Source organism: Phycisphaerales bacterium (assembly GCA_035627955.1).
Lineage (GTDB): Bacteria > Planctomycetota > Phycisphaerae > Phycisphaerales > UBA1924 > JAEYTB01.
This window is the reverse complement of sequence record DASPKU010000013.1, coordinates 31,869-54,364: the sequence shown is the minus strand read 5'-3', so window position 1 is coordinate 54,364 and position 22,496 is coordinate 31,869. Positions and strand designations below refer to the sequence as shown.

General features: G+C 68.0%; 20 protein-coding genes. 5 read left to right on the top strand and 15 right to left on the bottom strand.

What is annotated here, in order from left to right; all coding sequences use genetic code 11:
• Positions 1 to 109: 109 nt before the first annotated feature.
• Complete coding sequence (locus tag VD997_11330; GenBank protein ID HYE62576.1) at positions 110 to 1,636, bottom strand: MFS transporter; 1,527 nt, start codon at positions 1,634 to 1,636, stop codon at positions 110 to 112.
• A gap of 150 nt (positions 1,637 to 1,786) precedes the next feature.
• Positions 1,787 to 2,635, bottom strand: a complete 849-nt coding sequence (gene kdsA, locus VD997_11325; GenBank protein HYE62575.1) for a 3-deoxy-8-phosphooctulonate synthase — start codon at positions 2,633 to 2,635, stop codon at positions 1,787 to 1,789.
• A gap of 69 nt (positions 2,636 to 2,704) precedes the next feature.
• Here kdsA and VD997_11320 point away from each other — a divergent pair, with 69 nt between their 5' ends.
• Both VD997_11320 and VD997_11315 read left to right on the top strand, forming a co-directional pair.
• On the top strand, positions 2,705 to 3,838 hold the full coding sequence (locus VD997_11320) for a hypothetical protein (protein HYE62574.1): 1,134 nt from the start codon (positions 2,705 to 2,707) through the stop codon (positions 3,836 to 3,838).
• A 30-nt stretch (positions 3,839 to 3,868) separates the two neighbouring features.
• Complete coding sequence (locus tag VD997_11315) at positions 3,869 to 4,624, top strand: HAD hydrolase family protein (protein HYE62573.1); 756 nt, start codon at positions 3,869 to 3,871, stop codon at positions 4,622 to 4,624.
• A 22-nt stretch (positions 4,625 to 4,646) separates the two neighbouring features.
• Here the strand turns inward: VD997_11315 and VD997_11310 are convergent, their stop codons facing one another.
• The 3 genes from VD997_11310 to VD997_11300 form a co-directional block, all read right to left on the bottom strand.
• Positions 4,647 to 5,126 (bottom strand): hypothetical protein, encoded by a 480-nt coding sequence (locus tag VD997_11310; GenBank protein HYE62572.1) that lies wholly within the window; start codon positions 5,124 to 5,126, stop codon positions 4,647 to 4,649.
• A 242-nt stretch (positions 5,127 to 5,368) separates the two neighbouring features.
• Positions 5,369 to 5,911: a CbrC family protein gene (locus VD997_11305; protein HYE62571.1), complete on the bottom strand. Its 543-nt coding sequence runs from the start codon at positions 5,909 to 5,911 to the stop codon at positions 5,369 to 5,371.
• Positions 5,912 to 5,924: 13 nt separating this feature from the next.
• Complete coding sequence (locus tag VD997_11300; GenBank protein HYE62570.1) at positions 5,925 to 6,272, bottom strand: ATP-dependent Clp protease adaptor ClpS; 348 nt, start codon at positions 6,270 to 6,272, stop codon at positions 5,925 to 5,927.
• 80 nt (positions 6,273 to 6,352) lie between these two features.
• On the opposite strand from VD997_11300, the gene VD997_11295 reads away from it, so the two are divergent.
• Positions 6,353 to 6,772, top strand: a complete 420-nt coding sequence (locus tag VD997_11295; GenBank protein ID HYE62569.1) for a hypothetical protein — start codon at positions 6,353 to 6,355, stop codon at positions 6,770 to 6,772.
• Positions 6,773 to 6,802: 30 nt separating this feature from the next.
• On the opposite strand, the gene VD997_11290 is transcribed toward VD997_11295, so the two are convergent.
• The 9 genes from VD997_11290 to VD997_11250 form a co-directional block, all read right to left on the bottom strand.
• Positions 6,803 to 8,107, bottom strand: a complete 1,305-nt coding sequence (locus VD997_11290) for a GTPase (GenBank protein HYE62568.1) — start codon at positions 8,105 to 8,107, stop codon at positions 6,803 to 6,805.
• 54 nt (positions 8,108 to 8,161) lie between these two features.
• Positions 8,162 to 10,435, bottom strand: a complete 2,274-nt coding sequence (locus VD997_11285) for a YidC/Oxa1 family insertase periplasmic-domain containing protein (GenBank protein HYE62567.1) — start codon at positions 10,433 to 10,435, stop codon at positions 8,162 to 8,164.
• A gap of 150 nt (positions 10,436 to 10,585) precedes the next feature.
• Positions 10,586 to 11,398: a metallophosphoesterase family protein gene (locus VD997_11280; GenBank protein HYE62566.1), complete on the bottom strand. Its 813-nt coding sequence runs from the start codon at positions 11,396 to 11,398 to the stop codon at positions 10,586 to 10,588.
• A 72-nt stretch (positions 11,399 to 11,470) separates the two neighbouring features.
• Positions 11,471 to 13,792, bottom strand: a complete 2,322-nt coding sequence (locus VD997_11275) for a thioredoxin domain-containing protein (GenBank protein ID HYE62565.1) — start codon at positions 13,790 to 13,792, stop codon at positions 11,471 to 11,473.
• A gap of 72 nt (positions 13,793 to 13,864) precedes the next feature.
• On the bottom strand, positions 13,865 to 14,824 hold the full coding sequence (locus tag VD997_11270; GenBank protein HYE62564.1) for a hypothetical protein: 960 nt from the start codon (positions 14,822 to 14,824) through the stop codon (positions 13,865 to 13,867).
• Between the two features lie 10 nt (positions 14,825 to 14,834).
• Positions 14,835 to 16,169, bottom strand: coding sequence for an alpha/beta hydrolase (locus VD997_11265; GenBank protein HYE62563.1), 1,335 nt, complete (start codon positions 16,167 to 16,169; stop codon positions 14,835 to 14,837).
• Positions 16,166 to 17,194, bottom strand: a complete 1,029-nt coding sequence (gene galE / locus VD997_11260) for a UDP-glucose 4-epimerase GalE (protein ID HYE62562.1) — start codon at positions 17,192 to 17,194, stop codon at positions 16,166 to 16,168. Before galE ends, VD997_11265 begins: the two co-directional genes overlap by 4 nt.
• Before the next feature lie 79 nt (positions 17,195 to 17,273).
• A complete protein-coding gene (gene lgt, locus VD997_11255; protein ID HYE62561.1) occupies positions 17,274 to 18,380 on the bottom strand; it encodes a prolipoprotein diacylglyceryl transferase in 1,107 nt (368 codons plus the stop codon).
• A gap of 165 nt (positions 18,381 to 18,545) precedes the next feature.
• Entirely contained in the window at positions 18,546 to 19,337 is a 792-nt protein-coding gene (locus tag VD997_11250) for a TatD family hydrolase (protein HYE62560.1), read from the bottom strand.
• A 53-nt stretch (positions 19,338 to 19,390) separates the two neighbouring features.
• On the opposite strand from VD997_11250, the gene VD997_11245 reads away from it, so the two are divergent.
• Entirely contained in the window at positions 19,391 to 20,926 is a 1,536-nt protein-coding gene (locus tag VD997_11245; GenBank protein ID HYE62559.1) for a transglutaminase-like domain-containing protein, read from the top strand.
• Positions 20,923 to 21,843, top strand: a complete 921-nt coding sequence (locus VD997_11240; protein ID HYE62558.1) for an NAD(P)H-hydrate dehydratase — start codon at positions 20,923 to 20,925, stop codon at positions 21,841 to 21,843. The genes VD997_11245 and VD997_11240 overlap by 4 nt, the downstream gene beginning before the upstream one ends.
• A 33-nt stretch (positions 21,844 to 21,876) precedes the next feature.
• Here the strand turns inward: VD997_11240 and VD997_11235 are convergent, their stop codons facing one another.
• Positions 21,877 to 22,494 carry a prepilin-type N-terminal cleavage/methylation domain-containing protein gene (locus VD997_11235; protein HYE62557.1) on the bottom strand — a complete coding sequence of 206 codons (618 nt, stop codon included), beginning with the start codon at positions 22,492 to 22,494 and terminating at the stop codon, positions 21,877 to 21,879.
• Between the last annotated feature and the right edge of the window lie 2 nt (positions 22,495 to 22,496).

Here is a 22,496-nt window from a genome sequence, read left to right as displayed (position 1 = left end):
CTTGGCCTTCTGTGAGAACCGGCTCATCCGCGATTGCACGCGTTGCTCCCGCCGCGCTCATCCCGGGCTGCTGCGCTCTCGAGTCGTACGCCGCTCGCGCGGCGAGTGCTCAGGCGTCCATGTCCTTCCAGCGCTTGGCCATCTGGCCGAACACGGCCAGGCCCAGGGCAGAGACGACACCCACCGCGGCGAAGGGCAGCCACACGTAGTACTGCGGGCTGTAGGTATCCCACAGCAGCTGCGTGGCCTGCACGGCGTCGATGCCCTTGATGTCCATGAGCGTCTTGAGGGCATCGGGGCGGGCGATCTGGAGTTGTGCTTCGAGCTCGGTGCCGTACTTGCTGAGCACTTCCGGTGCCGGGGGCGTCACCGGTGCGAGCCCGTTCTCCTTGATGTATCGCAGGGCCAGCGTGGCCTTCTCGCCGTAGGTGCCGTAGATGTAGCCCGCGATCTTCGAGCCGACGAACACGCCCACGCCGACGGGCACGTTGACGTAGCCGAGGTAAAGGCCCTTCTTACCCGGCGGGGCGATCTGGGCGAGGTACTCGCTCTTCTTGGGGCCGGTGGTCATCTCGCCCAGGGAGAAGCAGACGATGCCCAGGACGAGGTACCACACGTTCATCGTGAGGCCGGCGACCAGGATGCCGGCGATCGCAAAGCCCGTTCCCCAGAGCATCGCTGTCAGGCTGCGCATATGGCGGGTGAGCCAGGACATGCCCACCACGCCGATGATGATGCACATCGAGTTCACCGCCAGCAGGATCTCCTGCCGCACCTGAAGGCCGCGGGGGGATTCCTCGGTCCACTGTTTGAACATGGTCTCGGGGAGGATGCCGCGGAGGTGCTCGACCGCGGGCGAGGTGTCGATCCAGTCCTTGATGAAGTTGGGCTGGAGGTCCCACAGCTGGTACATCATCAGCCAGAAGCCCGACATGATGACCAGCCAGGCGACCAGTCGCGGCTCGAGGATGTTCACGAACGTGCGCTTGAGCACCGTGCCGATGCTCTCGTTCTTGTCCGCCCCGCTGGGCTGATCCTTGATCGTGAAGAGCATGACAAGGTTCAGAGACGTGAACGCGGCCGAGCAGAGGAAGAGGTTGCGCCAGCTCTCGGGGTCCGGGGACTGCCCGAGCAGGATGCCGGGGAGGAAGTGGCCGATGAACGCCCCGATGTTGACGACCCAGTAAAAGATGCCCCAACCGACGGAGGATGTCTCCTTCGTCATGGTCGCGGCCAGCGAGCCCTGGATGCTGGGCTTGAAGAACGCGGTGCCCGTGGCGAACAGCATGATCGAGCCGAACAGGGCCCAGTAGTTGTAATCGGCGATGGCCTTGATGGTCGCCTCGTCGGCGCCCGCGGGTGGCACCTTGCGGAGCAGGGCGATGCAGATGTACCCAATCATCATGGTGAAGATCGAGAAGCCCAGGACCTTCTTGTAGCCGTAGCGGTCGGCAAACCCGCCGGTAACGATTGGCAGCAGGCTCTGAAAGATGGCCCACCAGGCGTAAATCGTGCCCTTCTGCGTAGCCCCCAGCTGGAGCGTGCCGCCGGTGTCGGCCTGCATGATGTAGACCGGGGCCATGACCCGGAGGTTGTAGTACGCGAGGCGCTCCCACATCTCGATGGTGTTGAGCATCCAAAACGCGTGCGGGAAAGCGCGGCGCCTGGGCGGCGGCGTGGTCTGGGTTGAAGGATCAGCGGGTGCGGCGGGCGCGGTGGTCATAGCCCCGATCAAAGCACGCCGGGGGCAATCACGCAACCCCCTCCGTTGCGGGGTGCGGTCCGCTCAACCCTGGCGTGAAGCGCGGGCGACGGCCGCCACCTGCCGCAGCAGCGCAGGAACGCTCTCCAGCGGCAGCATGGTGCTGGCGTCGCTCATGGCATTCCTGGGCTCGGGGTGGCACTCGAGGAACAGCGCGTGCACGCCCGCCGCGGCCGCGGCCTTGGCCAGCAGCGGCGCCCGCTCGGGCCGTCCCCCGGTCTGCTCGCCGGCACCGGGCAGTTGCGTCGAGTGCGTGCAGTCGAAGCACACGGGGGGCGCGCCGCCCTCGGCGTCGAGCTCCATCAGGTCGCCCAGGCCGAGGAAGTCGTTCACGAGGCGACCGTACCCGAAGAAGGTGCCGCGTTCGGTGGTCATGACGTTGGTGCAGCCGGCCTCGCCCAGCTTCTTCACTGGACCCCGCATCTCGCCGGGGGAGAGAAACTGGCCCTTCTTGACGTTCACGCCGCCGCCGTGCCTCGCCGCGGCCTGGCCAGCAGCGACGAGCAGGTCGGTCTGGCGGCACAGGAAGGCCGGTATCTGAAGGAGCTCAACGACGCCCGCGGCGGGCTCACACTGGGTGGGCTCGTGGACGTCGGTAGTCGCAGGGACGCCCAGCTCTCGCTTGATCTCGGCCATCCACGCGAGCCCTTGCTCGAGGCCCGGCCCGCGCGGCGAGCGGATGCTCGAGCGGTTGGCCTTGTCGAAACTGGCCTTGAAAACGTACGCGAGCCCCGCCTCGGCGCACGCGGCCTTGAGACGCCGCCCGATCTGCAGGCCGAGCTCCAGAGACTCGAGCACGCAGGGGCCGGCGATCACCACCAGCCCGCGCCCGGCCCCGATTTCCACGTTCCCCACACGGCAGAGTCGCGTCATGGGCACAGGTTAGCCGCCACTCAACCCGTTCACCCGGTCCTCCAACCCCCTTGCCGTAGGATTGGCCGAATGCCCGAAGTGACCACCATCGCCCCACCGCCGCGCACCGGGGAGTTCACCATCCTGCGTGGCCAGTGCGTCGCCATGTTCGCCTACGACGTCGGCTTCGCGGTGGACCTGAACAAGGCCGCGGCATTGCTGACTCGGGAAATCCCGCAGCGCGAGACGTTGAAGCACTCCCGCCGCGCACCCAAGTACTTCGAGTACCAGCCGGCGCCCATCCGCGTGACGCGATCGGGGACTCCGGTGAGCGTCGGCCGGTTCACGACGCAAGCGTCGATCGAGGCGCTGGTGTACGACTTCGGGGCAATCTCGATCACGTTCACGATCCCGCTCAGCGGCCCCGTCGAGGGGCTGCTGCCGCTGAGCAGCGCACTCTACGAGAACGCGGCCCTGCTCGCCGAGTCCCGGCGGATCGTCGATGACCTCGTGCGGCTGCTCGAAGCGACGATCAACAAGCCGCACGTGACGGCGTTGGTCGAGGACTACATCGTCTTCGACGTGGACGAGTGGCAGTTGCCCGAGCGGCACGCGGGGCTCCAGGGGTGGATCGACGAGTGCGGGCCGCTCATCGCCCGCATCCTGCGGTCGGACACCGAAATCCTCAGCAAGCAGGAGGTGGACGACGCGCTGTCGTGCCGCATCGCGTATGCCGACAACGACGCCGCCCTCATTGACTGGAACGCGGCCCTTCTCTTCGGACGCGAGATGCAGGACGTGACTGCGGTGCTGGAGTTCGCCAACGTCGAGCTGCTGGAAATGCGGTTCCTCGACGACCAGCTCGACCGGGCCCTGGGCGAGGCGTACGAGACCTCGCAGCGCACCACGCGACTGGGGTTCTTTGAGAGCGGGGCGGAGCTGCGGCGGATCTCGCGCATGCAGATCGATTCGGCCATCCTGTTCGAAGGCGTCAACAACGCCCTCAAGCTGCTGGGGGATGTGTACCTGTCCCGGGTGTACCGCCTGGCGGCGGGCCGCCTGCACTTGCCCGAATGGGACGGCAGCATTATCCGCAAGCTGGGGACCCTGGAGAGCATCTACAGCAAGCTCTCGGACCGGCAGGCGAACCGGCGCATGGAGATTCTGGAGTGGATCATCATCCTGCTGATCCTGTTTGAGGTCGTCATGAGCTTCATCCGGTAGAGGCGTGTCTCGCGGCGTAGCCTTGGGCCTATGCCGCAGTACTTCGCCGTGATTTCCGATATCGACGGGTGCCTGGGGCCGGAGTCGAGCGCGCCCGTGGATGCCGATGCGCTGGCGAGGGTGGCGGAGTGGAACCGGGCGGCGTGGTCGGGGGACCGGCCTGCGCTGACGGTGTGCTCGGGCAGGCCGCAGCCGTACGCGGAGGCGATCTGCCGGATCATCGCGAACGATCTCCTCCCATGCGTGTGCGAGATGGGCGTGTGGCTGTACGATCCGCGCGACAACCGATACATCATGGACCCGGCGATCACCGCGGCCGACAAAGGGGCGGTGATCGACATGATGCGATGGGCGGACGCGGAACTCCTGCCGCGGGGCGTGGTGTACCAGCCGGGCAAGTCGGCGAGCATGTCGCTGTGGCACCCGGACACGCCGTTCCTAATGTCGCTCAAGCCGGAGATCGAGCAGCGAATCGAGCGCGAGGGCTGGCCGATCCGGGTCTCGAACACCGTTGCATGGATCAACTGCGACCTCAAGCACGTCAGCAAGGCAACAGGGCTGCAGCGGCTGATGCGGATGTGCGGGCTCGAGAAGGAGCGGCTGATCGGGATCGGCGACACGCTCGGCGACATGGCCATCCGAGAGAACGTGGCGTTCTTCGCGTGCCCGAGCAACGCAGTGCCGGAACTCAAGAAGGTAGCGGACTATGTGTCTCCGCTGCCGGAGATCGAGGGGGTCCTGGACATCCTTGGCCGCATCCTCAAGTTCGGCGTATCGGACTCCTAGCACCTTGTGGGCTGAGCACCCATCAGCCCGGGATCACCATCGAGTAGACCATCTCCGGCGTCATTCCCGCCATCGGGTAGTGCTGGAGCATCGCCTCGCCGAGCTGGTTGGGCTCGGCGAGCACGAACTGGCACGCGTGCCCCAGCCGCCAGCCCGCGAACTTCATGGCGCGGCAGAGGTTCTCCTGAGTCGTGCAGGCCACGACCTCCTCGCCCGCCAGGTCCAGCGGCAGCATGCGGAACTGCCACGCCTGACGGCGGGTGATCACGTCGAGGGCCCGCGGGTTCACGTTGTACGCGCGCGGGTCCACGTGCGGCGCGAAGCCCGAGTACTGCTCGGCCCACGCCCGCTCCACGGCCGAGGGGTGGATCCCGAACATCTCCTCCGCGATGAGGCCGAAGGGCCCGCCGCGGGAGCGCTGGGCGATCAGCACCTGGTCACGCTGCTCGCTGGTGAGAACGCCGTGCTTGACGAGAAGGTCGCCGAGGTGAAGGGTGCGCACTGGGGACGCCTCCGGGGGACTCAAGCCGCACGGCCGACGCTGGACGCCGCGGCTTTATTGCATCGGGAGGCGGGGCGTGCAATGTGTGTGCTTGCGGTGAAAAGGCGTGAACGCGCGCGGTGCTGTGGCGCGTGGGGCGGCGGGGCAAGAGCAGAGGCCGGTGACGGCCACGGCGTCATTCTCGGGCCTTGGCGACCTTTATTCCGGTTGCCTTGAGGGCAGTTGAATCCCAGGCACGGACCTCAGTCCATGTCCCAGTAGAAGTGCAACTTAGAGCACTTGCGGCACTGGAAGACGTACACGGCCGGTGAGCCTCCCCGTTCGGCGTTCTCGAGGAACTCCTCGAACTCATCCGGGTCGCTCATCACCTCGCCGAGGTCCTTGCGGAGTGCAGGCACGATCGAGGACCATGAACCCTGAAGCGCGTCCGCAGTGGCGTCGCCCATGAACCGGCACGGTGTTCCGCAGCAGGCCCACCAGTAGTTCCCCTGCCACGTAACGAAGCCGGGCGTGCGTTCGTTGATGAGCGCGAGGTCGGGCGCCGCAAGCGGGACCTTGCAATCAGAATGGAGGCCATCGTTGAAGGAGCCGTCAAACTTGCTCGCGGCCGCGCTGTCAGCAATGCACCAGGGGCAGATGACCGGGTCGTCATGCTCGCTGTAGAACGGCCCGGTGTACTTCCAGCCCCGCGCCTGACCGCAGGAGTCGCACGACTCTTTGGTCGCCTCCAGCAGGTGCTTGAGGGCGTTGCTGTCGTACAGATCGAAGCTTGGCAGGGTGTTCATCGCCGCTCCACGCTCACTCTGCCGGCTCGATGGTCACCATCAGCTTCTTGCTGTGGAACTGCTCCTGGTAGAGCTCGGCCCGCTCCTTGTGCGTCACCAGCACCAGCGCGACCCCGGTGTTGTGGGCTTCGAGCATCACGCGCACGGCGTGATCGTGGTTCAGCGGCGTCAACTCGATGAGCGTGGTGATCACGAAGCCCATCTCGGTGATCGGGTCGTTGTGCAGCAGCACGCGATATGGCGGGAGCTGCTCGACCTTGGGCTTGGTCGGGATGGGGCGGGTGGCCGTCGCGGTCGCGCTTCCTTCGCTGTGCGTCGGCCTGGGTGTGGACTCTTGCTGCTCGCAGACAGGCTGGATCATCTCGTGTATGTTCCGACTGTTGGGCGTTGGTGGGCGGGCTCCGCTCCGCCGCGCCGGCAGTGTACAGAAGGTGCGGGGTTATGGCATCCAGCCCGCGCCCGAATAAGCAGATTCTCATCGTGACTGGGGCGCACCTGTCGGCTGAGCTGTACGACCGCCCGATTGCGTACCGCCTGCGCGAGCGGGTGCTGCACGCCATCCAGGAATCCGACGGGCCCGAACAGGTGCTGGTGTGCTCGGACCTGTGGTACCTCAACCGCGACCCGCTCCGCGAACTGCCCACGGTGAGCATCGGCGGGCCGGCAGTGAACGCGCTCACGGCGTACCTTGCCGACAAGCTGCCCAGCGTGTTCGCCATCGACGGCCAGCTGGTGGTGCAGGGCGATTGGGACAAGGCGCCGCTCGCGTGCTGCTGGGGGATCGACGCGGAGCGCACCGCGGCCGCGGCCGACCTGTTCGCGGAGAAGTACCTGGAGGCATGGCTGGGGGCGCTGGTGTAGGCCGCGCTTGCGGTGACGGTGGCGGAGGCGTCACTTGCCGACGCAGAAGGTCGCGAAGACCCGGCCCAGCACCTCGTCTGGCGAGATCTGCCCGGCCAGCTCGCCAACCTCGTCAAGTGCGAGCCGGAGGGTGAGGGCGATCACCTCGGGCTCCTCGAGACGCTCGGCGTCCGCGGACAGGGCGATCGCCTCGTACAGGCGACCGAGCGCTGCGAGCATCGCCCGCCGATGCCGGGGCAGCAGGGCGGCAACCGAGGCGGCGTGGGCGGTAGTGGCGGCGTCCGCCACGGCGCGCCGGAGCGTGTCGAGGTGCCAGCCGTCGAGCGCGCACACGGCCACATCCTCGCGTGTACCAGTCGCGGGCGGCCGGTCGCCGAAGGTGCGGACTCGGAGGATGGGCTTCATCGGCAGGTTCAGAGGCGCCGCATCGAAGTGCCCGGAGGGGTCGCACCACAGCAGCAGGTCGGCGGCGCACACGGCCTCGCGTGCCGCGTGCTGGTCCGGGCGGGACGGCGTGTCCTCCATCCCGGCGAGGTCCTGGAGCATGACGGCGCCAGCCCCGGGCACCTCACGGGAGAGGTCAAGCTCCTCGCTCAGCACATCGCGCGTGGTGCCGGCCTCGGGGCTGGTCACCGCACGCCGGCGGCCCAGCAGGGCGTTGAACAGCGTCGACTTGCCCGCGTTGGGCCGCCCCACCAGGACCACCCGCGGCACCGTGCCACCGTGCTCCCCCACGCCCCCGAGGTGCTGAGTGAGCTGCTGGGCGAGAGTGGTGAGGCGCGTGCTGAGCGTGGGCGCTGCGATCGCGACGACGTCCTCCTGGTCGGTGAAGTCGATGCCGGCCTCGACCAGTGCGAGCAGGGTGGCGAGCTCCTCGGCCCAGGCGCGGTAGCGCTCGCCGGTACGGCCCCCGAGCAGGTCGGCCGCGGCGTCGAGCTGCTCGCGGGTGGTGGCGGCGATCGTGGCCGCGACGCCTTCGGCCTGGGAGAGGGTGAGCCGGCCGGCGAGGTAGGCGCGGGCGGTGAACTCGCCGGGGGTGGCGAGGCGGATGCCTTCGATACTCGTGATGGCGTGGAGGACGCGCTCAACCAGTGCGGGGTTGCCCGGGAGCTGGAGCTCGAGGGTGTCCTCGCCGGTGTAGGAGTTTGGGGAGGGGAGGGCCGCGGCGAGGACCGGCACTTCCAGGCCTCCGAGTCGGAGGACGGCGGGGGCGATGCCGCGAGGGCGCGGGCCGCCCAGCGGCGCGAAGGCGAGCGGCCCGCTGAGCCGCACTATGGCGCGCGCCGACCGACCGGGGGGTGAGGCGGGGGCGACGATGGTGTCACCGGGGTTCATGGTCAGAGCCGCCGCGGAGCGGCCGGGTACCCCATGAGGTACCCGGGTCGCCGGTCACTTCTTCTTGCGGGGCTGGTTGCGGAGGCGTTCGGCTTCCTTCTGCTTCTCGATCGCCAGGCGCTGGAGTCGCTCCAGGAACGTCTCCTTGCGTCCGGCGCCGCCGCCCGCGCCGGGGCCGCGCTTATCGATCACGCTGGAACGGGCCTGTCGCTCGGCCCGCATCTTGTCCACGTTCAGCAGGTCGTACTTGTCCATGTGGGACCTGACGTAGCGGCTCTCCAGAATGGCGAACGTGCTGTTGCAGATGAAATAGATCGCCAGGCCCGAGGGCGCGTTGTACATGAACACCGGGAACAGGACGACGGTCATCCACTTCATGAGCTTCTGCTGGAACTCCTGCTCGGGGGTGAGCGTCGCGCTGGTGGGCGGCGTCAGGTACTTCTGCTGGATGAAGAACACCACTGCAAGCAGCAGCGGCAGCACGTTCAGCGCGTTGATCTCGCCGATCACCGCCCCGATCAGCGGCACGTGGAACGAGCTCTTGAACATCAGCAGGCGGTCGGGCTCGGCGAGGTCGCCCAGGAACTGCCACGTCGGCCAGCTCCGCGGCTGGATGTTCTGGAACACGCCGTAGAACGCGCCGGTGTGCCGCAGCTCGACCGAGAAGTAGAGCACCGCGTACAGCGCGATCCAGATGGGCATCTGCAGCACCATGGGGATGCAGCCGAGCATGCCCAGCGGGCTCACACCCTCCTCGCGCCACAGCTTGGCCGTTTCCTCCTGCAGCTTCTTGGGGTCGGCCTTGTACTTGTCCTGCAGGGCCTTCTGCTTGGGGCCGACCGCCGCCATCTGCTTGCCGAAGCGGGCCATGCGGATCTGCGACCACTTCGTCACGGGGTGCAGCAGCGTGCGCACAATCAGCACCAGGCCGATGATGGCCAGGGCCCAGTCCTTCAGCAGCCAGTCGTGCAGGGCGTGCAGGATCCACAGCAGCGCGTTGCTGACCGCCTCGAAGGTGCAGCTGGCGCACATGCCGCCGAAGTTGTACACGACCAGGCCCGGCAGTCCGACCGCCTCGGTTACCGGGTCCTGACGCAGCTCCTTGCGGTTGAGCGGGCCGGCGTAGACATTGTGGGAAAGGTCGGCCCAGTCGCCGGGCTGGCCCGCCGCCGCCAACGTGAACTGGTTGCTCGCGAGCTCCAGGGCCGTGCTCGAATGCGTGTCGAAGCCGGTGTTGGGGATCACGACGCGGTCGACCCGCTGCACCCACCCGAGGGCCTTGCCCTGGGCGGGGTTGTCGATCACCGGGAACACGGCCGCGCCGAAGTAGCGGTTGGTGCTGCCCACCCACGTGAGCGTGTAGGCCTTGGTCTTCTCCGTCGGCCAGATGGGCTTGACGAGCGGGTCGTCCTTTTTGATGAGGTCGGGGCGCTCGATCAGGAACTTGTTGGAGAGCACCATCTGCGAGGGGTCGGCGGACATGAAGTAGCCGAAGTGCACGCGGCGCTTGTCGCCGCCGTAGCCGCTGGGGCCGCCGGGCAGGTCCACGGGGCCGCGCTCAAAGAAGAAGAACGAGATCGGTGCACCGCTGAGGTTCACCATCTGCTGGCGGATGGTGAAGTGCGACTTGCCCTCGCTCAACAGGTACACGCGCTCGATGCGGAGCACGGGGCGGTCGTGGTCATCCAGGATCCGGGCCTGGAACGCGCCGGGGCGCCCTGAGACCGGGGCCCACACCGGGCCGTCGAGCGGGATGGGCAGCGAGGACGTGCCGCCCTGCGGCGTGATCACGATCGACACGGCCGCGAAGGGCGGATAGTTAGGGGCCTCGGGCAGGTGCGAGACGGTCGAGGACTGCACCACGACCTTGTCGGTGGTGGTGATGTTCTCTTCGTGGTTGGCAAGGCGGATGGCGTCGATCCCCGCGCCATTGGGCGAGAACTCGAGCTGGAGCTTGTAAGGGCCCGCCGCGTCGGCGCTGCCCAGGACCGGGATCGGACCGGTGCTCTCGACCCGCTCGGCGCGGAAGGTGCCGGCGATCGGTTGCGCGGGGGTCGAAGGAGTGGGCTGCGGCGGCGTGGCCGCGGCATCGGTGGTCTGCGTCGGGGGTGGGGTCGCGGGCTGCGCAGGCTGCGTGCCGTCAGGCGTTATCGGCGACGACGGCTGTGCCGGCGTGGTCGAGGCGGGGGCCTCGGCCTGCTGGGTGGGCGTGGTGTTCGTAGCAGACTTGGAGCTATTGCGCCAGACCGCAATGGCGAAGCCGATCCCCAGCACGATGAGCAGGGTGGGGATGAAGGTGCGCAGGAACGGGTTCTTGGGTTGAGGCATGGTGGGTCAGGGTTCCACGGGATAGGGGGGAACCATAGGGCAAAGTGCCGGCTGGCAGTGGATAAGGCCACGGGTCGATCAGCGATCACCCTTCGGCGCTCTTCCTTCCGGTTTCCGGTCTCCGACTTCCGGTTTACCTGCCGCTGGGCGTCACTGGCCCTTGTACAGCCGGTCGCCCAGCCACGTGCCCAGCTCCGGGATGGCCTTGATGCGCTCGGCGGTGGCCGCGACGTCGTACTCAAGGCGGATGAACTGGGCGTGCGTCGGGTGCAGGATGACGTAGCTGGCGCGGGGGTCGCCGTCGCGGGGCTGGCCCACGGAGCCGACGTTGATCACGGCCTTCTCACCCTCCTGGAACTTGTACCCGTTCTCCCCCAGTTCGGCGGGCGGGTAGAAGTCGGGCTCGTTGGTGAAGACGCCCGGCACGTGCGTGTGACCCACGATGCAGATCTTGCCCACGCGGTCGAAGATGCTCTCGAGCTTGTCGGTCGCATTGATCGCGTCATCGGGGAAGATGTACTCGTTGATCGGGCGACGGGGGGAGCCGTGGACGGCGAGCAGGGGGTGGCCGGGGATCGCCGGAACGTTGGTGACCGGCTCCGCGCCGTCGGTGCCGATCCGCTCGACCACCCGCACCTTGAGGCGGTTGAGGAAGTCGTACCGCTGGGCACGCAGGTTGTCGTCGGGCTCCTGATCGAACTGCTGGCGTGTCCAGAACGCCGCCGATTCCGCGGCGGCGTTGAAGTTCGTCGGCTCGTAGAGCACGCCGTAGTCGTGGTTGCCCATCAGGGTCCAGGCGCAGCGCTCGCGGACGAGGTCCACGCACTCCAGCGGATCGGGGCCGTAGCCCACGGTGTCACCCAGGCACACGATGCGCTTGATGCCGCGCTTCTCGATGTCGGCCAGGACCACCTTGAGGGCGGCGGCGTTGGCGTGGATGTCGGAAATGACGGCGGTGGGCATGGGTGGGGATGTTAGGCCCCTGCGGCTGGCGTGCCGCCCCGGAGCGGCACCGGAGCGGTGCACGGGGAGCGGTCAGTCGATGCGGTCGAGGGCGATGTCGAGCTCCACGTTGCGGGGCATCAGGCACTCGGTCTCGGTGCACACCTGATAGAGCAGCCCCAGCAGCGGCTGGCCGGTCCACTCGCCGGTGCGCTCGAGCGCGACCTGGAGCTCGAAGGAGCCGGTGTAGACCTTCGTGCCGTCGTGGTAGGGCTGGCCCTCGGGGTACCCCGCGAAGGCAGAAATGCCAGTGCCGTTGATGATGCCGATGCGGAAGGGGATCATGGAGCGGGCCGCGTCGTTGCTGCCGGGGTCGGCAGCGGGGACGTGGTAGCCGTCGGCAATCTTGACAAACAGGCTGAGCTCCGCCGGCTCGTCCTTGCGGATCGAGACACGATCGGTGGAGGCGTAGATCTCCACGGCCTCGGGCGGGGCCTGCTGCGTGCTTGCCTGTGCGGCGGCGGGTGCCTGCTGAAAACGGGCCGCGGCGCTGGAGTCGGTGGCGAGGAGGCGAAGCAGGGCGCGGGTGGAGTTGACTGTGCCGACGGGGCTCTCGGCGATGGCGCCGCTGTTGGCGATGAGCGATGCGAGCGCTCGCTCGCGGTAAGCGTCCTCGCCGGTCAGCTCGGCCAGATCGAGCAGGTTGTGCAGCATCTGCGAGGTGGCGCTGGGGATCGCGCCGTCATGGGCGCTGCGGGTGCGGACGAAGAGGTCCTGGGCGTCATCGCGCTGGTCGAACCAGGCGTTGGTTTTTGGGTCCAGGAACGAAGCGTCAGCAAGCGTCAGGATGGCCTTTGCCTGCTGGAGGTGCAGGTCGCGCTTCGGTCCAATGGTGGCGCGGGCGAGTTCGAGCAGGCCGTGCATGAGGTAAGCGTGGTCCTCGAGGAACCCGGGTGTGTGGGCCTGGCCGTCCCGGTAGGTGCGGAGGAGTCGGCGCTCGCCGCCCTCGCCCGCGCTATCCGTGAGCTTCGAGAGCACGAAGGCCGCGGCCATCTCGGCGGCGTCGAGGTACCGCGGTTCCTCGAGCTCCCGCGCGGCAGTTGCAAAGCCGCCGATCATCATGCCATTCCACGCCGAGAGAACCTTATCGTCGAGGCGCGGCTGCTTGCGCTGCTGACGGGCTGCGTACAGGCGTGCGTTCAGGGCCGCCGTTCGTTCGGCAATCGCCTCGGGCGGGAGGTTCAGGGACTTAGCCAGCCGATCGGGTCGGTCATCCAGCCTCAGCACATTCCGCGGCGGCTCGCCCTTGTGGTGCGGGTCCTGGAAGTTGGGGCCCCTGTCCAGCCCGTAGAGCCGCACGGCGAAGTTGATGTCATCCTCATCCTCGAGCAGCGTCCGAAGCTCCGCGGCGGTCCAGAGGTAGTTGAGCCCCTCCTTGCCATCGACCTCGGCGTCCTGGGCCGAATAGAACGCACCCTGCGACGAGGTCATCTCCTTCAGCACATAATCGAGCGTGCGGCGGGCGGTGTGCTCGAGGTACGAATCGCCGTAGAAGCGGGCCGCGCGTGCGTAGACGCGCGCCAGCTGGGCGTTGTCGTACAGCATTTTCTCGAAGTGCGGCACGGTCCACGTGGCGTCCACGGCGTAGCGGTGGAAGCCGCCGCCGACCTGGTCGTTGATCCCCCCCACCGCCATGCGGTTGAGGGTGAGCTTGACGGCCGCGTCGATGGCGTCGGCGGTGGAGTCGTCGGCCGCGCGTTCGCGGGCGTCGAGCAGGAACTCCAGGAAGCAGGGCTGGGGGAACTTGGGCGCCCCGCCGAAGCCGCCGTTGGTGCGGTCGAAGATCTTGAGCAGCGCCGACACCGCATCCGCGACCTGCTGTTGGCCGAGCTGCGCGGTATTGGTGGAGCCTGAGACCTGGTCGCGTACCGCCGCGGCGAGCTGCTGGCTCTGCTCGTCGATCTCCTTGCGTTGCTCGCGCCACGCGGTGTTGATGGCGCTGAGAACCTCGGTAAACGTGGGGATCTGCGGGTGGTTGGCCTTGGGGAAGTACGTGCCGCACCAGAAGGGCCGCCGCTGCGTGGGCTCGAGGAACACCGACATTGGCCACCCGCCGCGCCCGGTCATGATCACCGTGGCGGCCATGTAGACATCGTCGACGTCGGGCCGCTCCTCGCGGTCCACCTTGATCGGGATGAAGTGTGTGTTCAGCAGCGCAGCGGTCGCGGCGTCCTCGAAGCTCTCGCGCTCCATCACGTGGCACCAATAGCACGTGGAGTAGCCGATTGAGAGGAACACCGGCAGGTTGCGCTTGCGGGCTTCCTCGAACGCCTCGTCGCACCAGGGCCACCAGTCAACCGGGTTGTGGGCGTGCTGGAGGAGGTAGGGGCTGGTCTGGCTCGCGAGGCGGTTCATTGACGGAGCATAAGTCGTATAGGTCTTATGAGTCCTATGGGACCTATGAGAACCAGCCCGAGTTGGTGCGGTTCAGCGGCGACGCTGCTGGGGCCGGGCGCCCAGCGGCTTGATCACCAGCGAGATGAACGTCTGGGCCGCGAGCGGATCGTAGTGGGCGAGGTCCGAGCCGTTGGTCGCGACTGGGGCGGACTTCTGCCGGCCCGTGAGGTTCTCCACCGCCGCGAGGCTGCTGCGGAGCACCACATCGCTGGGCATTCGCACCGCGTGGACCGTGACGGTGCCCTCGACGATGCGGACATCGTCGTCCTCGCCGCCCATGGTGATCTCGCCCTGCCGATCCGTGTACGCGTCGGTGTAAGCGGTGGCGGCGTCGGTGAGGGATGCGCCGTCCTCGATCTCGTCGGTGAGGTCGTCGTACGCGTCCCACAGGCCCTCAAGCACATCCGCCAGAACCTCGCGGGCATGCAGGATGCGGTCGGCATCGGCCTGGAGCAGCACCGGCAGGGCGATCGAGTCGAGCCGCTCGCCCATGCGCGACTCCGCGACCTGCACGACCGAGGTCGGCTGAGCCCGGGCAACGAGCAGCTGGTGGCGCGTCGCGAAGCGGTCAATCCCCGCCGCGACGGGCACGTTGATGCCCGGGTCGGGCCCGCCCTTGAGCAGGTCCGCGGCGACGGCGGAGAGGTACGCCTGCTCGTCCTGATATAGCTCGCTGTGCATGAAGCGGCGGAGCGGCGCGAGCAGCTCGTCGCTCTCCACACGCCCCGACACCGCCTGCATGTCGGCCACCGCAGACTGCCCCTCGTGCTCGGCCGCGAGGACGCCCGCCTGCCACAGGGGCACTGTCCAGCTCCAGGTGTTCATGAACGCGAGGTACCCGGGGATCCGAGCTCCGGCCGTGGTCGCCTGTGTTGCGGTCGAAGAGCCCGGCGCCGGCACCATCGTGAGCACGCGCTCTGCGAGCAGCAGTGAGGCCATCGCAGGGGCTTCGCGCGTGGTGAGGTGGTATGGGCTGACAGCAACGAACAACGAGCGTTCCTTACTCCGGTTGGGCCGCGGGCGCATCCTGCGCAAGGCGCGGGGCGGCACGGTTCAACCACTCCATCATTCTCGGGAAGTGGTCGCGCGGCAGGTTCATAAACAGAGATTCATGGCTGGCGCCCTCGTCGAGCCAGCGCTCGGGGCGGCCCAGCCGCTCCCACAGCAGGTCGCCAAGCGGCGCGGGCACCGCCCGGTCCGCCGTGCCCTGGATCATGAGCACGGGCTTGCCCTTCAGCACGGCGGCGGTGTGGTAGGAATCAAGAGGCGCGTTTTTGAGGTAGGCCTCATCGAGCGCGGCGAGCGTCTCGGGCGAGGGCTTCTCGGCCCACGTTTCCTTGACCGCCTTGATGAGCTCACGGTAGTTGCTGCGCTGGTTCATCAGCCAGAAGTCGGCGCCACCGCCGACGAGGACCGCGGCGGCGTAACGCTCGGGCTCACGCGCGATGATCGTCGGCAGCGTCATGGCGCCGCCGCTGAAGCCCACTGCCACGCGGGGCTGCGTCTTCAGCCCCGGATGCGCCGATTCGAGGTGCGCGGCGGCGGCCTGCACGGCGTAGGCGCACTCGGCGGTGCGGTTGCCGGTGATCTTTGCGATGGCCTTTGCCTGGGCGTCGATGTCGGCCGCGCCGTCGAGCTTGAACTCCAATTGCTCGGTGAAGCGGGAGGGCTGGCTGAGCATGCGGAGCACAAGCCAACCATCCTTGCGCAGGAGCTCCGATACGTTCTGGAGCGTGCCGGGTGGGGTGCCGAGAAGGCCCGGAGAGACGAGCGCGAGGCCGCGCGGCTGGACCTTTGGCTGGTACACGGCGAACCACGTCTGCTCGATGACGAGCGCGGGCCCGCTGTCGAGGTCCTCTTCCTGCGCCGAGACGAACTTGAGCATCGCGTCAGCGGTGTTGCGGCGCGAGCGTGGAACGGGCTTCTCCGCGTCGGCCTCGCGGACGATGTACATGAACGAGCCGCGCCCGGCGGTGAGCACATCCAGGCTCTCCGGCAGGGGCGCGTCGCCCTTGAGCGCCCGGAGCTCAGACGCATTGCGGGCCAGCGGCCTGAAGTCGGGCGCTCGGTACCCCGCGGGGAACTCCGCGGGGTTGTCCACCTCAATCACCACACCGCGTCTCTGCTCGCTGTTGTTCCAACGCTTGGGCCACGCGTTCGCAGAGTCCAGGAACGGCAGGTCCGCCCGCGGGCGCGGGAACTCCGCAAACATCGCCGGGTGCGAGCTGGAAATCTCCGCAGCCGGCGCGTGCGGGGCGGCGCCATTCTGCGCCTGCACGACGGGCGCCACCGCGGCGGCAAGCGCAACAATCGCGATACGGCCCAGCTTGTTCACGACCGGTAGCCCTTAGGGTGCCTGCTCATCCACTTCCACGCGGAGGCGATGATGTCATCTAGATCGGTCACTTGCGCCTTCCAGCCCAGCTCGCGCGTGATCTTCGCCGGGTCCGCAAACGCCCGCGGCGGGTCACCCGCACGCCGCGGCTGCTCCACCACGGGGATCGGGTGCCCCGTGACACGCCGGGCCGACGCGATGATCTCCCGCACCGAGTACCCCCGCCCGATGCCAACGTTATAGAAGAGCCCGTCGCCGGGCTGGAGCTTCTGCATCGCAAGCACGTGGGCATCGGCAAGGTCTTCGACGTGCACGTAGTCGCGTATGCAGGTTCCGTCGGGTGTCGGGTAGTCGGTGCCGAAAATCCCGATGCTGGACCGCTGCCCCAATGCCACCTGGAGCACCACCGGCACCAGATGCGACTCGGGCGTGTGGTCCTCGCCCAGCAGCCCGGTGCGGTCGCAGCCCGCGACATTGAAGTACCGCAGTAGGGCATACCCGAAGGGCTTGCCCGCGAGCCGGCGTGACTCCGCGTAGTCGCGGATGATGTGCTCGCCCATCAGCTTCGTGCGCCCGTAGGGCGAGACCGGGTCCTGCGGGCAGTGCTCGGGGATCGGGATCAGGTGGTCCGGCGGCTGGCCATAGGTCGAGCAGCTGGAGCTGAACACAAGGCGGGGCACGCTGCCGGCCGTGCACGCCTCCAGCACTGAGAGCAGCCCATCGACGTTCCACCGGTAATAGCGGAGCGGGTCCTCCACCGACTCGCCCACGTACGCCACCGCGGCGAAGTGCATCACCGTCTCGACCTTGTGGTCCAGCACGGCCGACCGCACCGCCCCTCGGTCGCACACGTCGGCCTCGATGAACGCGAGCCGGCCCTTGGCGGTGTCGCCCAGCAGGTCCATGGCCCGGCGGTGGCCGCGGTACAGGTTGTCCAGCACGGTCACATGGTGGCCTTCGCGGAGGAGCCGCTGCACGGCGTGCGACCCGATGTACCCGGCTCCGCCGGTGACGAGAACGTTCATGGAGACCTCCGAGCCCGGGTGTCAGCCGGGAGCGGAAGGGTAGGGAGCACTCTCGGCGGCCCCCATGAATGCACGCTGGTCAGGCCTTCCGCAGCCAACCCGGATAGCGGAGGTCGGTGGGCCGGAGGCGGAATACGACGAGAGCGCCGATGCCTACCACGATCATGGCGATGCTGAGCCACTGGCCCATGGAGAGCCCCGACGACTGCTTGAGCGCGGCCAGCTCGGGGTCCGGAAGGCGGATGAACTCGGTGGCGATCCGCATCACGCCGTAGAGGATCATGAACCACGCCCCCACCACGCCCGGGCGGCGGGGCTTGTACCAGATAAGCCAGAGGGCCAGCCCAAGGATGAGGCCGTCGGTCGCGGCCTGCATGAGCTGGCTCGGGTAGCGGGCCGAGATCAGCGGCGCGAGGTCTCGGGCCACCGCCTCACCCTGCTCGCCGCCCTTTTGCAGAACCTGGATCATCCGCCCGTAGGCGGTGCCGTCGGACTCCATGCCGATGCGGAAGCGGTCGAGCAGTGCGGCCAGAGCGTCGGTCTGCTCGGGGGTGAGGGGCGGGGCGTGCTCGACGGGGATGGTGGGATCAACCCCGAGCGGATCACCGTTCATGCGCTCCTGCGGGAACTTCACCGCCCACCCCGGCGCGGCCTTACCGGGCATGGCCACGATCTGGCCCAACAGTTCGCCGTTGATGAAGTTGGCGATGCGCCCCAGGCCCAGGCCCACGGTGCAGGCGACGGCCGTGAGGTCCAGGACGTGCATCCACGGCACGGCGAACCGGCGCTGCCCGCTGTTGTCCTTCACCCCCCGGGCGACGACCCACGAGGCGACGATGACACCCAGGATACCGCCGTGGGAGGACATGCCGCCCTTGTTGACCTTGAACACGCCCCAGAAGGGCGCGTCTCGGGTGAACTCGACCAGGAGCGCGGGATCGTAGAAGAACACGTAACCCAGCCGCCCCCCGAGCACGACGCCCAGCACCAGGATGAGCATCGCGTCGCCGATGCGCTGCTGCGAGAGCGGCGTCATGCCGCGGCGCGACATGGACCGCAGCCACAGCCACCCAAGGATAAAGCCCAGGGCGTAGGCCAAGCCGTACCAGCGGATCGCGAGCGCGTCGGTGAACTTGAAGATGACGGGGCTGAGGTCGTGGAGCCACGCCGCCAGGGTCAGGGTCATGCGTGCAGTTTAGGGAAGACCGGCAAAGGCGGAACACGGAGGGGACGGAGGGTGGACAGAGGGCACTGAGCAGGAATTGAGAGGTTGATGATGGCGACTCGGATCCGATCGCTCTCTCCAACTCTGCTTCCTCTGCTCGCTCTCCGTGCCTTCTGTGTTCCGCCTTCAAACCCCGAAGAACCGCTGCACGTTCGCGTTGATCTGCGCGTGGAAGGCGTCCCACGGCTCCCTTCGCAAGGACGCAATGAACCTCGCCGTCACCGCCGACATCCATGGCTGGCAGGGCCGCTGGCCGCGGTGGGGCTCCGGGCTGAGGAAGGGCGCGTCGGTTTCGATCATGATGCGGTCGGCGGGCATCAGCCCCGCTGCCTCCCGCACGTCGGGCGCGTTCTTGTACGTCACCACACCCGTGAAGGAGATCCACGCCCCAATGTCCAGCACCGCCCGGGCCTCCTCCACCGTCCCGGTGAAGCAGTGGAAGACCATGCGCGTGGTGTCGAGCCCGCTTCCCTTCAGGATCGGGATGAGGTCCGCGAACGCCTCGCGGCAGTGCAGCACGATGGGCCTGTCGATGCCCTGCTCCCGCACCTGCTTGATGAACGCGAGTTGCTCCTCCAGCACCTGGAACTGCACTGCGCGGTGCGGGCCCTCGTAGTGGTGGTCGAGGCCCAGCTCACCCCATGCGACGCAGCGGGGGCTGGCCGCGACCCTGGCCAGGTTGGCCCATTCGTGCGGCCCCTCGTGCGAATAGAGCGGGTGCACGCCCGACGAGCACCAGACGTTGGGGAAAGCCTCGGCGATCGCAAGGGCCTTCAGGCAGTCGCGCGTGGTCGTCGAGATTGTGATCGCGCCCGTCACCCCCTCCGCCGCAGCCTTCTCCAGCACCGCCGCCACCCCACCGGGGTACCGGGGGTCTTGAAAGTCGGCGAACGTGAGGTGGCAGTGGGTGTCGATCACGCGGCAGGGTAGCCCCAGGGGTGGTCACGGCCGCTTGCACGTACACTCTCGGCATGATGATCTTCCGCCGCGTCGTGCCTGCGTTGTTCGTGCTGGTCTCGCTGGCGTCGGGAGCGCTGGCCGACAGCGACCGCTGGTACATTCTGAAAATGATGGGCCAGGCATGCGGCGACATGCACAGCGTCATCAAGACCGAGGACGGCAAGGTCACCACCAGCAGCAAGACCACTATCTCCATCGGGCGCGGCGACGCGGTCGCCAAGATCACCATGGAATCGCTCTTCGTTGAGACCGTCGACGGCACGCCGGTCATGATGAAGTCGGTGCAGAACACCGGCGGCAAGCCCATCACTTCGACGTACACCTTCCAACAGGACGGCTCGATCGAGCTCGTGACGGAGCAGAACGGCAAACCGATCACGAAGCAGTTGCCCAAACCCGAGGGCGTGTGGCTGACCCCCAACGCGGCGGATCAGTTCGTGAGGCAGCGGATGAAGAGCGGGGCTAAGGAGATCACGCTGCGCTCGGTGACCCCGGAGATGGGCGCCACCCCGGTCACGGTGAAGTACACAGACTTCGAGAAGACCAGCGTCGTCGTTGACGGCCGCACAGTGGAGGCGACCAAACGCAAGATCACAACCGACACCGGCCAGGGCGTGTTCAAGAGCACCGACTACGTGGATGAGGACGGCGAGCTGATCAAGAGCCGCATGTCGGTGGGCGGGATCAACATCGACGTGATCGCCAGCACACGGGCGGAAGCCCAGGCGGGGGCCAAGACCAAGGCCGCGCCTCCGGAGATCATGGTGAGCACCTTCTGCAAGCCCGACCGGCCGATCGAGAACCCGCGCGAGGTGACGCGGGCGGTGCTGACGCTCTCGGTCGAAGAGGACATGCCCAAGCTGCCCGAGACCGGAGCGCAGAAGGTGGCCGCGGACGGCAACAGGGCCACCCTCACCATCTCAACCACCAGCCTTAGCCCCGCCCCCGAGGCGGACGCCACCGACCCCGCCCTCCTCGCCGCCACCACCCTGGCCAACTCGCAGGACCCCGAGGTCGCGAAGCTCGCGACCCGGGCGATCGCCAGCCTCAACAATGGCGAGGACACCCCCGCGGCCAAGGCCGAGGCGTGCCGCCGCTTCGTCCACCGCTACATCAGCAAGAAGAACCTCGGCACCGCGTTCGCCACCGCCTCCGAGGTCGCACGCTCCAAGCAGGGCGACTGCACCGAGCACGGCGTGCTGCTGACAGCCCTCCTGCGGTCCAATGGGATCCGCTCCCGCGCCGTGGTGGGCCTCGTGTACGCCGACCAGTTCGCCGGGTCGCAGGGGATCTTCGGCTACCACATGTGGACGCAGGCCTTGCTCGAAGTCGACGGCAAGCACCGCTGGGTCGATCTGGACGCCACGCTCGACGACTCGACCCCCTTCGACGCCACGCACATCGCCCTCGACGTCACCAAGCTCGAGGACGGGGCTCCCGCCTCTGGCCTTGGCGCGGTCGCGCCGCTGCTCGGCGCACTGAAGATCAAGGTTGAGAGCGTCGAGCACGCCGCGGCGGGCGTGGGCGCGGGAGCGGGCGGCAAGTGAGCGAGGCGGGCTCCAACGCGGGCGAGCTGCCCACACTGCCGCCGCGACCAGCGGGCGGGCACAAGGGCACGTTCGGCACCGTGGCCGTGCTCGGCGGCTCGTGCGCCGGCGATGCCCGAATGATCGGCGCCCCTGCGCTCGCGGCTCTCGGGGCGTTGCGTGCCGGGGCGGGGCTGGCCCGCCTGGTCATGCCCACGCCCATCCTCGGCTCCGGAATCGCGATCTGCCCCTCCGCCACCGGCGTCGGCCTGCACGTGGACGACCGCGGCGAGCTCGTCCCGCACCTCGCGGCCGAGGTGATCGACGACGTCATTCTCGATTCCACCTGCCTTGTCGTCGGCCCCGGGCTGGGGGTGGGCGAGGGGCCCGCGGCATCGAGCCTGCGGGCCGTGCAGCAGGAGGACATCCCGGTGGTCGTGGACGCCGACGCGATCAACAACCTCGCCCTGATCCCGCAGCTCCAGCGCGACTTCCGGGGCGCGGCCGTGCTGACGCCCCACCCGGGCGAGTTCCGCCGCCTCGCCGCCGCCCTGAACATCACGCTCGATCCCGTAAACGAAGCCACCCGGCCCGCGGCCGCGGAGGCGCTCGCGCAACGGCTGGGCTGCATCGTCGTGCTCAAGGGGATGGGCACGGTGGTGAGCGACGGGCACCAGACCTGGGTATGCACTCGGGGCCACCCGTGCCTGGCGACGGCGGGCACCGGCGACGTGCTCTCGGGCGTCATCGCCGGCATCATCGCCCAGCACGGCGCAGGGCCGAAGCGTGTCCTGAGCCTGTTCGACGCGGCCCGCATCGGCGTGCAGGCGCACGCGATCGCGGGGGAGCGGTGGGCGAAGTCCCGCGGGGCGTCGGGCGGGCTGATCGCGACCGAGCTGGCGGAAGAAGTCCCCGCGGCGCTGGAGGGGCTCAGGTAGACGTGCCACGAACATGCTTCATGATCGTGCCGCCTACTGCAGCTTCCGCGGGTTCACGCTCGACACCAGCCGGATCGACGGCGCCTCGATGTTCCCGCCGATCGACGCCGCCTGAAAGTTCGTCGGCTTGATGGTCAGGTCCACCGTCGCCCGCTTGAGGTTCTGCCCTACGTCGTACTCGAGCGTGAACCGCGCCTCCTGCACGCCGCTGAGCAGCGGGCGGGCGTAGAGCCCCGTCCGCACGCCGTTGGTGTAGTCGCTCTGCACATACCACAGCTCGTAAGGCCCCTCGGCTGGGTCGTCCTTGTCCCGCCGCTCGATGCGCACAATGGTCTTGTCCGTGCCGCTCTCGCGCGTCACGAACTCGAAGTAGTCGGAAGTCACGGGATTCTGAGCGCTGTCCAGCGGGTCCACGGGGTAGGGCCCGAACTGCGTGCCTGTCCGCACCATCGTCATGATGCGGCTCATCACCATGCGGGCGATCACGTGAGTGGACGCCCCTTCCGTGGTGACCTTGTAGCTCTTGAACGAGGTGTCCAGCGCGGTCATCGCCGCCGTGAGCAGCGTGCCCAGAATGGTGAGCGCGACCAGCACCTCAATCAGGCTGAAGCCATACCGGCCTTTGCCCCTTGCACCTTTGCCATTTGCCATTT